The 14,630-nt window shown below is 55.0% G+C and carries 11 protein-coding genes and 1 tRNA gene; 9 read left to right on the top strand and 3 right to left on the bottom strand.

Annotated elements, in window-relative coordinates; translation table 11 throughout:
- On the bottom strand, nt 1-149 hold a 149-nt coding region (locus ASF69_RS23605; protein WP_244475474.1), incomplete at its 3' end, for a transposase.
- A 696-nt stretch (nt 150-845) separates the two neighbouring features.
- On the opposite strand from ASF69_RS23605, the gene ASF69_RS23445 reads away from it, so the two are divergent.
- Entirely contained in the window at nt 846-1,082 is a 237-nt protein-coding gene (locus ASF69_RS23445; RefSeq protein ID WP_156462059.1) for a hypothetical protein, read from the top strand.
- 443 nt (nt 1,083-1,525) lie between these two features.
- Here ASF69_RS23445 and ASF69_RS12730 read toward each other — a convergent pair.
- Nucleotides 1,526-1,615 (bottom strand) — tRNA-Ser (locus ASF69_RS12730).
- A 226-nt stretch (nt 1,616-1,841) separates the two neighbouring features.
- On the opposite strand from ASF69_RS12730, the gene ASF69_RS12725 reads away from it, so the two are divergent.
- The 3 genes from ASF69_RS12725 to ASF69_RS12715 are packed head-to-tail and all read left to right on the top strand — an operon-like array spanning nt 1,842 to nt 5,585.
- Nucleotides 1,842-2,660 (top strand): N-formylglutamate amidohydrolase, encoded by an 819-nt coding sequence (locus ASF69_RS12725; protein ID WP_062588017.1) that lies wholly within the window; start codon nt 1,842-1,844, stop codon nt 2,658-2,660.
- Complete coding sequence (locus ASF69_RS12720; protein WP_062588015.1) at nt 2,657-4,528, top strand: flavohemoglobin expression-modulating QEGLA motif protein; 1,872 nt, start codon at nt 2,657-2,659, stop codon at nt 4,526-4,528. Before ASF69_RS12725 ends, ASF69_RS12720 begins: the two co-directional genes overlap by 4 nt.
- A gap of 10 nt (nt 4,529-4,538) precedes the next feature.
- Nucleotides 4,539-5,585, top strand: coding sequence for a glutathione synthase (locus ASF69_RS12715; protein ID WP_062588014.1), 1,047 nt, complete (start codon nt 4,539-4,541; stop codon nt 5,583-5,585).
- Nucleotides 5,586-5,606: 21 nt separating this feature from the next.
- On the opposite strand, the gene scpA is transcribed toward ASF69_RS12715, so the two are convergent.
- Entirely contained in the window at nt 5,607-7,748 is a 2,142-nt protein-coding gene (scpA, locus tag ASF69_RS12710) for a methylmalonyl-CoA mutase (protein ID WP_062588011.1), read from the bottom strand.
- A 243-nt stretch (nt 7,749-7,991) separates the two neighbouring features.
- On the opposite strand from scpA, the gene ASF69_RS12705 reads away from it, so the two are divergent.
- The 5 genes from ASF69_RS12705 to ASF69_RS12685 all read left to right on the top strand — a co-directional run bounded on the left by ASF69_RS12705 (nt 7,992) and on the right by ASF69_RS12685 (nt 14,596).
- Entirely contained in the window at nt 7,992-8,600 is a 609-nt protein-coding gene (locus ASF69_RS12705) for a nucleotidyltransferase family protein (RefSeq protein ID WP_062588010.1), read from the top strand.
- 125 nt (nt 8,601-8,725) lie between these two features.
- Complete coding sequence (gene paoA / locus ASF69_RS12700; RefSeq protein WP_062588008.1) at nt 8,726-9,361, top strand: aldehyde dehydrogenase iron-sulfur subunit PaoA; 636 nt, start codon at nt 8,726-8,728, stop codon at nt 9,359-9,361.
- Nucleotides 9,358-10,308, top strand: a complete 951-nt coding sequence (locus ASF69_RS12695) for a xanthine dehydrogenase family protein subunit M (protein WP_062588006.1) — start codon at nt 9,358-9,360, stop codon at nt 10,306-10,308. Before paoA ends, ASF69_RS12695 begins: the two co-directional genes overlap by 4 nt.
- A 3-nt stretch (nt 10,309-10,311) precedes the next feature.
- Nucleotides 10,312-12,510, top strand: coding sequence for an aldehyde oxidoreductase molybdenum-binding subunit PaoC (gene paoC, locus ASF69_RS12690; protein WP_062588004.1), 2,199 nt, complete (start codon nt 10,312-10,314; stop codon nt 12,508-12,510).
- Between the two features lie 319 nt (nt 12,511-12,829).
- Nucleotides 12,830-14,596, top strand: a complete 1,767-nt coding sequence (locus ASF69_RS12685) for a sensor domain-containing phosphodiesterase (RefSeq protein WP_062588002.1) — start codon at nt 12,830-12,832, stop codon at nt 14,594-14,596.
- Nucleotides 14,597-14,630 lie beyond the last annotated feature (34 nt).

The raw sequence follows: 14,630 nt of genomic DNA, 5'->3' as shown, positions 1-14,630 counted from the left end.
TACGTCCATGCCGCCAACCTTGCCTTCCACTTGTAGATGCTCGCATCACTGACGCCATGCTTGTGGCAAAGCTCCGAGACCGGCATATCTGCCTCAAGCTCCTTCAATATCCCGATGATCTGCTCGTCTGTGAAACGGTTGCGCTTAATTCACTGGTCCTATCAATGGGCCAGAGCTTACTTCAAAATGGATTAGTTCAACGGGGCAAGGTGATATACTTGCCCGCGGGTATCACTTCGCCTGTCACGGTACAATTAGTGGGGGTGGCATGAGATTCATATTAATTACAAAGGCATGCGCGCCACTGGCATCAAGTCAAACTTCGGTGCCGCAGGCTGTCGCTGATACGCAGCGAGCCCCGACAAAGGCGCTCAAGACAGCGATTGTTCCATGCTGCGCGAGACGTGGTGTTCGACCCTTACTCAATCCGCGATGCCGAGATATCGAACGTGATGCTGCTGAATCCGCATGCGGGCATAGAAGCTGGCTGCGTCAAGGCAAACGCAAAAAAAATCAAGTCGGTGGTTATACGGGTCGTCAGGCAACGGGCATCTCCGTCCGCAACGGGATCCTCTTAGGCGCAACGGTTGGACATCCTCGATGTCTGGAACCTAGTTGAAATACCACCCGTTCCCGGAGCTTGAAGCGCTAAAGAACATTTAGGATAGACGTTAATATAGCATTTATCCTCCAGTCGATTTTACGTGACGGGTGCAAATGCCAGCTTATCTCCAAGGTCACAAGAAGGATGCCCCCGAAGGGCAGCGAAGAGAATATACCTTCGGCGCGATAATTTCGCGATATTGGTGAGACCTGTGCCGCGGAGCTTATCCTTGGAGGCCATGATGCGACTGCCTGCCTTGATTACCCTTCTGTCCCTAGCCGCTTTTCCTGCTTTCGCCGGAAATCTATACGACGAGAGTGCGAAGGCTGAATGGCACCGCGCAACGGACAAGGCTGATGCGGATCTGAGCAAGTGCTGGGCCGACGCTGAGGTCCAGACGTATGTCGACAAGTCGACGGCTTGTGCTCCGATCAAGGAGATGATCAATCGTATTGTTGATAAGTGCAGCGCCAGCTAGGAAGCGTTGCTTGCACTCATGAGTAGGGTTGACCGGGCCACCTCGAAGGAGGCCATCGACGGATTGCGTAAGGATCGCACTTAGGAGGTACTCAGGCGCGCCGTGACTATGCAGCAACGCCACTGCTGATCTAACAGGAATTCCTGAGATCCACATGTCGTTGAATCAAAGGTTACCAACCATTTGGCAGTAAGTAGGCGCTTAGTCCAATCTAGTCTTCCAAGACGGGTAACGCGTTGAGGTAGCAGCCAAAGAATGTAATGATTCAATGGCGAAGAAATTTGGCGAAACACGAGCCAGAAGCTCATCACTCGGCCATCTTGCCTGCATTTTGACGCAGGCAGTGCCTCAAACAGGGCCCTGGTCAATTCGATGATTGATTTCTACGATCGGCAGGATCTTGGTGGAACTAGCGAAAATCCTTGCTTACAGAAGGTCTAGGCTGGCGGAGAGGGTGGGATTCGAACCCACGATACCCTTGCAGGTATGCCGCATTTCGAGTGCGGTGCATTCGACCACTCTGCCACCTCTCCGCGGGCACGAACTGTGAGGTCCGTGCGGGCGTTCTCTTAACCAGCAATGTGCGGGTGCGCAAGGGGCTAAATGCTGTTTGCTGCTTCTGCACCGAAAGTTTTTAAGCGTTTTGTGACGGCGCGAAGTGGCGGGTTGTTGGTGCTTGCCCGATGTGTCCTCAAAAATGAATGCGGAACCAATTTTCTCGTCGTGTTGTTTGCCTCTGGATGAAAATGCGAGGGCAGGATGCGCGCGGACGCGGAGACTATTGGCAATTCAGGACTTCGGTTCTGGTCCACCAGATATGGAGATTCGCCGGTTATAGGAACGGCCATTCACGACGGGCATGACGTCAGGGGTGATGTAGCCGGTCTTATGGCGCTGTCAGATGGTGAGCGTTTGAGGGAAGAGGATCCATTTACCGCTGAGATGGTTTCCGGACTTTGCAATCAGATCATAGTCCACAGGTCGAGATTTGAAATCGATCTTAACCGCCAGAGCGACAAGGCAATCTACCTGGATCCCGACCAGGCATGGGGCCTTAACGTGTGGCGGGAGCAGCCTTCGGATACAGCTCTGGGCAAATCGCTGAATTTTCACCAAGACTACTATGCGATGCTCGAGCAGACTCTGCGGAACATGGAAAAGCGGCATGGCGCCTTCGTTGTGCTCGACGTCCATAGTTATAATCATCGAAGAGCAGGGCCAGACGGCCCGGCAACGCCACAGGATAAGGCTCCGGACGTTAATATCGGCACGTCCTCAATGGACCGAGAGAGGTGGGGCGGTATCATCAATGTGGTTATCGAACATTTTCGAGAAGTTGAGATAAACGGGCGCCCGTTGGATGTGCGGGAAAACGTAGCCTTCCAGGGTAAGGGACAACAAACGCGCTTCATACACGAGCGTTTCCCCGAGAATGGATGCGCGGTGGCCATCGAGTTCAAGAAAATTTTTATGGATGAGTGGACAGGTGAACCTGACCAGCTGGTCATAGATCAAATACGTGACGCCATCACCTCACTGGAACAGGTTCTGACAGATGTCCTGAGGAGGCGGCAATGAAGCTGTCGCCAGTCAGCATACAAGACGCTGAACAAGACCTTCTGGATATGGTCAAGACCTGTCTCGAATCCGGAAAGGCTGTCCGGCAGGATGTAGGTGCCGATGGCTGGCTGCACATAGACAGGCCATTGCCCTTTTTGTGCGTTCATCTGACAAAGGGCGAAAAGAATCTAGCGGCTCGTGACATCGCCGCAGCCCACGCATCATACCTGATTGCAGCTGATATCGAAGAAGCGCTGCCGATTATCGATGCAGTCGGGCAGGAGATGGTAAAACGCTTCGGTGATTTTATCGTTCTTGATGTGGGTGAACTCGAGCATGACATCCTTCTCGCGGACGATTCACCTTTCTTGCCGCATTACGAAGTGAAGGTTTCTTCCAGTTCGCACGGGCCCGCGCTTAATGCGAAGAGCGTGTTTATTAAAGCTGTCTGCGGTGCCGAGATACGGTTTCGGACCCCTAGGATCACTTCTCCCTCCAGCGGAGAGGAGGTCTTCTGGGGAGAGCCAAAAAATGCGATGTGTTTTCCATGGTTGAGTGTCCGTTTCGCTCCGATCTATCGGCAGCCGGAATCTGGTGCAGATTATCCGGGCTTGCGTGAAACGATGATTGCAGATCTGTTTGATGCCGGGCTCAGGGCTTTCTCTGCATTTGCCAATGACGCGACATCAATCAAGGTTTCATCTCACCGGGCGCTGGGCCGTAAAGCCTTTGTCGATGCGGTGAGGCGGGCTGATCGGTCTATAGACGACATCGCAGCATCCTTTGATTTCCTCCTGTCCGTTACGCCAATCAATGCGCGCCACGCATTCAAGGAATTTCAGGAGAGTCATTTCCAGCGCGCACCGAATTTCCTTTATAGTCCTCTTGGGGTGGACGTTGAGGAGCAGAAACGCAAGCTTTACTCTGTCGCATTCGAGCATTTCGAAGACCCCGTGCTTTATCACCTCTACCGAGAAAAGCAGCAGGAGATCGATCTTCAACTGACGATGCTTGCCAATATGCATAATCCAAAATTTCAGGATTTCAGCCGCGCACTTTATGGCGCTGTGGAACCGGAGTTGCTCTCACTTGCCGAGGACGTGCTGGCGAGGTGTCCGCCGCCCCTTCAAGAAGCGGTTGCTACCGCCGACTGTTACCATGTTGCCAACAGAGCGCGCGATATGGTCGCCGCCTACCATGAGCAGAGTGCGGAGTTCGATGCTCGAGTGGAAATCAGAGATGATTTGCCGCCGGGGCTGATGGTTAGCGGGAGCAAGCTTTTCATCTCACGTCACACGGTCATGGAAGAGCGTCGTGTAGACGCGCTCCTCCACCATGAGATAGGCGTTCATCTGCTAACTTACTTCAATGGTTCGGCGCAGGGGCTGCGCCTCTTCCGCTCGGGCCTTTCTGGTTACGAAGGCGTGCAGGAAGGGCTTGCCGTACTGGCCGAGCATCTCGCCGGCGGCATGACGCGTGAACGGTTGAGGCTGATTGCGGGGCGCGTCGTTGGTTGCGCAGCCATGTTGGATGGCGCAAGTTTCGTAGATACCTTCCGCATGATGACTGACAGGTTAGGTTTCGATAAGGCCGGTGCCTTTAACTCGGTACTGCGGATTTTCCGCGGTGGCGGTCTATCGAAAGATGCGATCTATCTGAGAGGCCTGAACGAAATCATCCAACATCTGCGCAACGGTGGCGCGCTTGAGCCTTTCTGGATGGGAAAGATTTCAGCCGCGCATTTTCAGGTAATGCAGGAGCTTACCTTAAGGGGACTACTTCGCCCCCCGAGCATCAGCCCAGGTTTTTTGGCGCCAGCAAGCGCCCAAGAGCGGCTTGAAAAAATACGATCAGGATTACCCATAGCCGAAATGGCAACATTGTAAGGGAGGACACATGCGTCTCGCATTTTTCGTCAATTCAATTGAGGGCGAGCAGCCGACCTTTGCGACGGGACTGTTGGCGATGGCTGCGCTTAACCGCGGACATGAGGTGGTCTATTTGACACCGAGCGATTTTACCTTGAGGCCCGACGATAGCCTTGTGGTGCATGGCCTTGTCCTGCCACGTCAAAAATACAAAAAGATCGAGAATTTTCACGCTGTCTTACAGGAAAAGAAGCTTGATAGAGAGACAATCAATATCGAAGACATCGATGCTCTGATGTTGCGAAACGACCCGTCGCTCGACCAGACGGCACGGCCATGGGCGGTGAATTCCGGCATACTGTTCGGGCGGCTTGCAGAACAGCGCGGTGTCGTGGTGCTGAACGATCCGGAAGGCCTGGCCCTTGCACAGAACAAGCTCTATTTCCAGAGTTTTCCAGAAATCGTTCGGCCGACAACGCTCATCTCTCGCAATGTCGATGAAATCCGCGCTTTTGCTGATGCGCATCCCAAGGGCGTCATTGTCAAGCCGCTGCAGGGTTCGGGAGGCAAGAACGTCTTCAAGATCGGCTCAAGCAAGGAAACCAATCTCAACCAGATTTTCGAGGCTGTGAGCGTCGAGGGTTATCTGATCGCGCAGGCATACCTGCCTGCGGCCAAGGATGGCGATATTCGGTTCTTCATGATGAACGGCGAGCCATTGATGCGCGATGGCAAATACGCCGCGCTTCGTCGTGTGCCAGCGAAAGGTGACTTGAGGTCGAATATTCACGCCAGTGGCACGGCGGAAGCCGTTGACGTAACCGACGACGTCATCGCGCTGGCAGAGATGATGCGGCCAAAACTTGTCGAGGACGGCATGTTCCTCGTCGGTCTGGACATCGTTGGCGACAAGATACTTGAAGTCAATGTATTCTCGCCGGGTGGCCTTGCGCATATCCGCGACCTGACGAAAGTCGACTTTACCGATACGGTCATTGAGGCAATCGAGAAAAAAGTCACCATGCAGGCGGCTTCTTCCGGCATGTTGAACAACCGTTTGTTGGCGACCCTATAAAGGTCGCCAACCATCAAACGTTCATGTGTTTCTGAGCCGCCCCTGCATCAAATCGGTCACTGCGCGGGCGGCTTCAAGCACATTGGTCCCTGGGCCGAAGACGGCGGCAACACCGCTATCCAGCAGGAACTGGTAGTCCTGGCGGGGCACGACACCGCCGACGATGACGATGATGTCGTCCGCTCCCTTCTGTTTCAGCGCAGAAACGAGTTGAGGTGCGAGCGTCTTGTGGCCCGCGGCCAGCGATGACATGCCGACCACATGGACCTTGTTTTTGACGGCCAGTTCCGCCGCCTCCTCGGGCGTCTGGAACAGAGGTCCTGCAATGACATCGAAACCAATATCGCCAAATGCCGAAGCAATTATCTTGGCTCCACGGTCATGCCCATCCTGACCCAGCTTGGCGATCAGCATTTTGGGCTGGCCACCCAGGGCCGAAGAAAGCTCTCCCAGCCGTGTGCACAATGTCGCGTATTCCGGATCGTCCTCATAGGCTGCGCCGTAGACATCGTGTACGACCTCAGGCATGGCCTCATGGTCGCCGAAGACTTTCCGCAACGCATCCGATATCTCTCCGACTGTCGCTCGCGCCCTTGCTGCTTCCACCGCTGTTGCCAGAAGGTTGCCATTGCCGGATTGCGCGACCTGAGCCAGTTCGGCAAGTCGTTCCTCGACCTTGGCCGGGTCCCGTTGGCGCCGGACCGTTTCGAGCCGCCTGATCTGACCAGCTCTGACGGCACTGTTGTCGATATCGAGGATATCGATGGGGTCTTCGTTTTCCAGGCGGAATTTGTTCACGCCCACGATGATTTCCTCGCCACGGTCAACAGCAGCCTGGCGGCGGGTTGCAGCTTCCTCGATGAGCCTTTTGGGTAGCCCATCGGCAACAGCTTTTGTCATGCCACCCAGTTTATCGACTTCTTCGATCAACTCCCAGGCTTTCTCCGCCAGCTCGTTGGTTAGGCTCTCGACATAGTAGGAACCCGCCAGCGGGTCGACAACCTTGGTCACACCTGTCTCATGCTGAAGGATGAGCTGCGTGTTCCGCGCGATACGGGCGGAAAAATCGGTGGGTAGCGCCATGGCTTCGTCGAGCGCATTGGTGTGCAGGGACTGCGTTCCACCGAGCGCCGCGGACAATGCCTCATAGGCGGTGCGAATGACATTGTTGTAGGGATCTTGTTCCTGCAGAGAAACGCCGGATGTCTGGCAATGCGTTCGCAACATGAGGGACGAGGCTTTTTTAGGCTCGAATTCTTCCATGATGCGAGACCACAGCAGCCGTGCCGCCCGCAGCTTGGCCGCTTCCATGAAGAAGTTCATGCCGATCGCGAAGAAGAAAGACAGCCGCCCGGCAAAATCATCGACATTCAAGCCTTTTTTCAGGGCTGCACGAACGTATTCACGACCATCCGCCAATGTGAAAGCGAGTTCCTGGACGAGCGTCGCACCGGCTTCCTGCATGTGGTAACCGGAAATGGAAATCGAATTGAAGCGAGGCATTTCCTTTGCAGTATATTCGATGATATCGGCAATGATCCGCATCGACGGTTCTGGCGGATAGATATAGGTGTTCCGCACCATGAACTCTTTCAGGATGTCGTTCTGAATGGTGCCTGAGAGTTCTGCCTTTGTGCAGCCCTGCTCTTCGCCCGCAACGATGAAGCTAGCGAGAATGGGAATGACCGCGCCGTTCATTGTCATCGAAACGGACATGTCTTTGAGCGGTATGCCATCGAACAGAACCTTCATGTCCTCGACACTGTCGATGGCCACTCCGGCCTTTCCGACATCGCCAACGACGCGTTCATGATCGCTGTCGTATCCGCGATGGGTGGCAAGGTCGAACGCCACGGACAGGCCCTTTTGACCCGCAGCGAGATTGCGTTTGTAAAAAGCATTGGATTCTTCTGCTGTCGAAAAGCCTGCATATTGGCGGATAGTCCACGGACGACCGGCATACATGGTGGCGCGGGGGCCGCGCACGAAGGGCTGGAAGCCGGGCAAGCTGTCGAGATGCGAAATGCCGTGGAGATCTTCGGCGGTATAAAGCGGTTTGACCGCGATCCCTTCCGGCGTTTGCCAGACCAGGCTATCAGGGGATCGTTTCAACTCTTTCTCAGCGAGCTCGCGCCAGTCATTCGCCGTTTTCTTGCCTGACATCCAAGTCTCCTTTTGATCAGCATTGCCATGTTTTCCCACGGTAACGCTTTACCTCCTGATTTGGACGCATCTGGCTGCGACCGGAATTTGAAAGATACGGAGCATGTGTGCTCCACACAACCTTTCGGGCAAACAAGTTTTTTGCCGCCTGGATCTTGCTGGAATGCGCGGCGTTGAATGCAGCAATGGCCTGCCGCGATGATATCGTCTTAATGTGTGTAGGTGACGACGAGGAGCAACGGAATGTCCGTTACGATCATTCTTCTGGCGGCAGGAACATCCAGCCGAACCGCGAGCCAGGGTTTTCATAAGCTCTTGGCGGAATTTGAAGGCCTGCCATTGCTTCGAAAGATGGCGCGGATTGCAAAGTCGAGCAAGGCTTCGGCCGTTGTTGTCGTGCTGGGCCATCAGCATGAGGTGCTGGCTGCTGCGCTCGATGATCTCGATGTCACCGTGACGATCAATGAGAATTACGCGAGCGGCATGGCAAGTTCCATAGCGCAGGGCTTTGCCACGGATCAGGCAAAAAACGCGGATGGCGTTATGGTCATGTTGGCAGATATGCCGCAAATTTCCACCGCCCACTTGGACCGCATGATCGATGTGTTTCATGAAGCTGGAGGCAATTCTGTCGTTCGTGCCGTCTGCGGTGAAAAGCCAGGCAATCCGGTCATTATGCCAAGATCGCTATATGGAAGCGTCTTGCATCTGACAGGTGACAGCGGCGCACGCCGGTTGATTGAAACCTCGGGATTGCCGATCATCGGTGTCGAATTGGGCCTGGCTGCGCGGAATGATGTGGACACCCCCGAAGCTATTGCCGCAGCTGGAGGCATGCCCGCCAAATTCTAGCCGAGTTGATTGAGTCCGAGAGATCATCCTTAGCGCTGAGCCGTTCAACTTTTCGTTCTTGGAGGGCACTTTTGATCGTCAGCTTCGTTTAGCTTTACCTCAAAACAAGTGAAGCGGATCTGGACATGCAGGATAGCATCCAACTGGAACTTTCCCGAAGAAATTTACTTATCACCTCTGCCGCGACGATCGCGGCCACGGGTGTCGCCGGTCAAGCGGTGGCTCAGTCTCCGGGGAGCCAGATGAATTACAGCACAAAAATCCACTTTACGGTCAACGGCAAAAGCCATGATCTCGATGTCGACAACAGGACGACATTGCTCGACGCCTTACGTGAAAACCTTCACCTGACGGGCACGAAAAAAGGCTGTGACCATGGCCAGTGCGGTGCCTGCACAGTCATGGTAGACGGCAAACGCATTAATTCCTGTCTGACGCTGGCAGTCATGCATGATGGTGACGAAGTCACCACAATCGAGGGGCTGGGTCAGCCCGGCAATCTGCACCCGATGCAGGAAGCGTTCGCAAAGCATGACGGCTTCCAGTGCGGGTACTGCACACCTGGCCAGATCTGTTCCTCCGTGGCGGTGCTGGAAGAAATCAAGGCAAATATTCCAAGCCACGTCACCGAAGATCTCAACAGTCCCGCTCCACTGACAGCCGATGAAGTTCGCGAACGTATGAGCGGGAACATCTGTCGATGCGGGGCGTACTCCAACATTCTTGATGCGATATCGGAAGTCGGAGGGATCACAGCATGAAGGCCTTTACATTCGAGCGTGCTTCGTCCGTGGAAGCAGCAGCCAAATCGGCGGCATCAAATCCCGGTGCTAAATTCATCGCTGGCGGCACCAACCTCCTCGACCTTATGAAACTGGAAATCGAGACCCCTACGCATCTGATCGACGTAAATGGTCTTGGCCTCGATAAGATCGAGACCACCGAGAACGGCGGGCTGCGGGTAGGGGCGATGGTCAGGAACACTGATCTCGCCTCAGATGCCACGGTTCGGCGTGATTATGGACTGCTCTCGCGTGCACTCGTTGCAGGCGCATCCGGGCAGCTTCGCAACAAGGCTACCACTGCGGGCAATCTTCTGCAGCGCACACGTTGTCCTTATTTTTACGACACAAACCAGCCCTGCAACAAGCGGCAGCCGGGCAGCGGCTGTTCCGCCATTGGCGGTTTCAGCCGCCAACACGCGGTTGTCGGTGTCAGCGACGCCTGCATTGCTACCCATCCAAGTGATATGGCTATCGCAATGCGTGCGCTAGACGCTTCGGTTGAAACCGTGAAGGCTGACGGCGCGAAACGCACCATTCCCATTGACGATTTTTACCGTCTGCCTGGCGATACGCCTCACATCGAAACTTCGCTTGAAAAAGGCGAGTTCATCACTGCCGTTACACTTCCGCCACCGGTTGGAGGCAAGCACATATACCGCAAGGTCAGAGATCGCGCGTCCTATGCTTTCGCGTTGATTTCGGTCGGCGCAGTTATTCAGCAGGATGGGACCGGGCGTGTCGCTGTCGGCGGTGTCGCTCACAAGCCTTGGCGTGTTGAAGCAGCAGAGGCGGAGCTGCCGAACGGCGCGAAAGCCACTGCGAGCCGCATTCTTGAGAATGCCAAGCCCACTGAAGAAAATCGTTTCAAGGTCGAGTTGGTCGAGCGAACGCTCGGTGCTGTCCTGTCTGAAGCAAGGGGTTAAGCCATGAAATTCGACACACCAGCAACGACAAATCCGATCGATCGCCTCAAAGTCGTCGGCAAGCCTATTCACCGTATCGATGGCGAACTGAAGACGACAGGCCGTGCGATGTATGCCTATGAGTGGCATGACCCGTCCATGAAATATGCGTACGGCTATCCGGTGGGCGCTGCCATTGCCAAGGGGCGGATAAATTCGATGGATGTGACAGAGGCGAAAAAAGCGCCCGGTGTCATCTCCGTCGTAACGACCCTTGACGTTGGCAAGCTTGAGAAGGGCGAATACAACACCGCCAATCTCTTCGGTGGCGACGAGGTCCAGCATTATCATCAGGCGATTGCTGTTGTTGTAGCCGAGACTTTCGAGCAGGCGCGATCAGCCGCATCCCTGATCAAGGTCGACTATACCGAAGAGAAAGGCGCGTTCGATCTGAGTGCTGAAAAGGGCGCAGCGAAGAAGCCGGACGATTCACAGAAACCAGATACGGCAGTAGGCGATTTCGACAAGGCATTTTCTGCTGCGCAGATCACGCTCGACCAGACCTACAAAACACCGGACCAGTCCCATGCGATGATGGAACCCCACGCATCCATCGCAGCATGGCACGATGGTGAGTTGACCATATGGACTTCGAGCCAGATGATCGATTGGTGGAGGTCTGACCTCGCGACGACCTTGGGCGTCGACAAGGAAAAGATTCACCTGATGTCGCCGTTCATCGGCGGCGGCTTTGGCGGCAAATTGTTCCTGCGAGCAGACGCGTTGCTGGCGGCACTTGGGGCCAAGGAAGCTGGCCGGCCAGTAAAGCTGGCACTGCCGCGACCCATGATCATGAACAACACGACGCATAGGCCCGCGACAATCCAGCGTATTCGCATTGGAGCTGGACCGGATGGCAAGATTACCGCCATTGGGCATGAAAGCTGGTCAGGAGATCTGCCCGGCGGCGTTCCGGAAACGGCCGTCAATCAAACGCGGCTCCTTTATGCTGGTGCCAACCGCCAGACGTCAATGCGCCTTGCCACTCTCAACCTTCCTGAGGGGAATGCCATGCGCGCGCCGGGCGAAGCACCGGGCCTGATGGCGCTTGAAATAGCTATTGATGAAATGGCTGAGAAGGTCGGTATGGACCCTATCGAGTTCCGCATCGTCAACGACACGCAGGTTGATCCTGAAAACCCGGAACGTCCATTCTCCCACCGGGATCTCATCGGTTGTCTCAAGCTGGGTGCGGAAAAATTCGGCTGGAGCAACCGTCCAAAGGTGGCGTCGAAGAAGGAAAGGAACTGGTTGATTGGAATGGGCGTCGCTGCCGCCTTCCGTGACAATCTGGTGCTCCCTTCGGCGGCCCGCGTCAAACTGGGAAGAGACGGTATCATCACGGTTGAAACCGACATGACGGATATCGGGACGGGCAGCTATACGATCATTGCCCAGACAGCTGCTGAGATGATGGGCGTTACTGTCGATAAGGTTGCGGTGCAGCTTGGTGATTCCCGGTTCCCAATTTCTGCCGGATCCGGCGGTCAGTTCGGGGCCAACTCGTCGACGTCAGGTGTGTATGCTGCCTGCATCAAGCTGCGCGAGGCAATTGCGCAGAAGCTTGGCTTCAATTCCGAAGATGCCGTGTTCGAAGACGGTGCGGTAAAATCCGGCAACCGGACGGTCCCGCTTGCCGAAGCCGCTGGCGCAGAAGGGCTTGTCGGTGAAGACACAATGGAGTGGGGCGATCTGACCAAGACCCACCAGCAGTCTACTTTCGGCGCTCACTTCGTAGAGGTCGGCGTTGACGCCGCAACGGGCGAGACCCGGATTCGCCGCATGCTGGCTGTGTGCGCAGCAGGACGAATCCTGAACCCGATTACGGCGCGCAGCCAGGTCATTGGCGCCATGACGATGGGGGCAGGTGGCGCACTATCGGAAGAGCTGGCTGTCGATACAAGCCGAGGCTTCTTCGTCAATCATGACCTTGCTGGATATGAAGTGCCCGTTCATGCCGACATCCCGCATCAGGATGTCATTTTCCTCGACGAAACGGATCCGATGTCATCGCCGATGAAGGCGAAGGGCGTTGGAGAGCTTGGTCTTTGCGGCGTCTCGGCCGCAATCGCAAATGCGATCTACAATGCGACCGGCGTTCGGGTACGGGATTATCCTATGACGCTGGATAAGATCATCAGCGGTTTGCCAGAGGTCGCTTAAGCAGGATACCGTCAAATCAAACCCGCTGCCATCGTACGGCAGCGGGTTATTCGCGTACTAGAATGCCGCAAATTTCGTATAGCTTTTCGTAACCATCATAAAAGGTCCGATGGAACGATTAACATCTGATGGGCTTATTGTGTCGTAAAACGCTCCATCAAGAACTTGAAATAAGCTTGGGCATGATGCCCCGACACTGTCCGGCCTCCACATTTGCCTCCGAATGCCGCCCCCGACATCGCCTCATCAAAAATGTACCGAACCACAACTTGAGGCCTCGCTCGTATGAACCTACGAGGGCGTTGCCACGGATTTGAGCATGCAGGACGAAATCGCGCGACTGGCCAGTCTGAAAAACTTGCGTCTTCTCGACACTTTGCCAAGTGAGAATTTTGATCGAATCACACGGCTTGCGGCCAACATATTTGGCCTTCCAATCGCCGCCGTCTCGCTAACGGATATGAACCGCCAATGGTTCAAGTCTAAGGTCGGGGTGGAGCATAATGAAATTCCGCGTGAAAAAGCGCCTTGTGCCGAGGTGGCAGAAACCTGCCGCCCCTTTGTCATCCGTGATTTTCAGGCCGATTCGTGTTTTGCGGATAGTACCCTTGGCGCTGCAGGCATACGGTTTTACGCCGGGGCTCCGCTGGTAACTGTAGATGGCTTTGGTTTAGGTGCACTTTGCGTTCTGGGCACGGAGCCGAGAGATGTTACCGACGAAGAAATGGCGACGCTCTGTGACCTGGCGGCCATGGTCATGGACCAGGTGGAGTTGACCCATGCTCTGGGCAGAATCGAGCCCATCAGCGGACTACCAAACAGGTTCCAACTTCTGAATGACCTCTCCGACATGGCCTTGAACCGTCCGCGCGAGGAGTGGATCATCAGCCTGTTGAACCTTGCGCAGACGGAACAGTTCGAGCGCCTGTCACGCGTTCTGGGGCCATCCTATTTCGATACGGTGATACAAAAAGTCGCGAAGCTTCTTCGCGACCATGTGGGAGACGATAGAGTCCCATATCATATTGGTCCGACACAGTTCGCATTCTTTGCCCCCGCCGGTATCGCAGTGGATTCCTATGTCGATCTTCTGGCCGGTAAACTTCGCGAGATCGAACTGGACGGCGACTTGCAGATGTCGATGACGCCGTCGATCGGCATCGTCGCGTTCCAGCCTGCGTCTTTATCGCCTGAAGATGTACTGCGCTCCTTGCAAAGTGCGGTGCAGGACGTCAGTGAGAGCTGCAACAAGATTGGCCTTTTCTCCCCGGCCATGGATCTTCGGCACCGGCGCAATTTCAGGATACTACAGGACTTCAAAGGCGCGCTGACTGCAACAGACCAGCTTTCCCTGGTATTTCAGCCACGTATGGACCTGCGGACTGGTAAGATTGGTAGTGCTGAGGCGTTGCTGAGATGGGACCATCCCGTGCTTGGGCCGATATCGCCAGTGGAATTCATACCGGTAATTGAGGCGTCCTCCTTTGCCCGCCAACTGACGGACTGGGTGGTTGACGAGGCATTGTCGAATTTGGCTTCCTGGGGTGCTCATGGTCTGCATTTCAAGCTGTCGATCAACCTTTCTGCGGCCAATCTGGATGAGCAGGATTTCTTCGAAAGAATCATGTCGAAGCTTTCCAACTACATGGTTCGCCCAGACCAGATTGAACTGGAATTGACTGAAACCGTGATGATGAAGGAAACTGAGGGCGCCTTCGGTTTGCTGGACAAGCTGAAATCTGCTGGATTCCAGTTGGCGATCGACGATTTCGGCACCGGCTACAGCAGCATAGCCTACCTTCAGAAACTACCGGCGGATGTTGTCAAGATTGACCGTTCATTCGTATCGGAAATGGAAAATGGCAATCGCGAGCGCACACTTGTGCGTTCTATGATCGATCTTGCCCACAGTCTTGCATATCGGGTGGTTGCTGAGGGGGTGGAAACGGTCGAGGCCGTCAATCTGCTTCGGGCAATGGGTTGTGACGAATTACAGGGATATTGGCTGTCCCGACCTATCCGGGGCGATGATCTGTTCAACTGGCTGGTGGAACGAGACCAGCCGGCTGCTTTGCTCTCGGCGTAAGCCACCAGAAGGCAGCATCCGTTTCAAGAGCGTT

This window comes from Rhizobium sp. Leaf311 (assembly GCF_001423445.1).
Classification (GTDB): Bacteria; Pseudomonadota; Alphaproteobacteria; order Rhizobiales; family Rhizobiaceae; genus Agrobacterium.
Note: the sequence above shows the minus strand (reverse complement) of the source record. Positions and strands in the feature narration are given on the sequence as shown.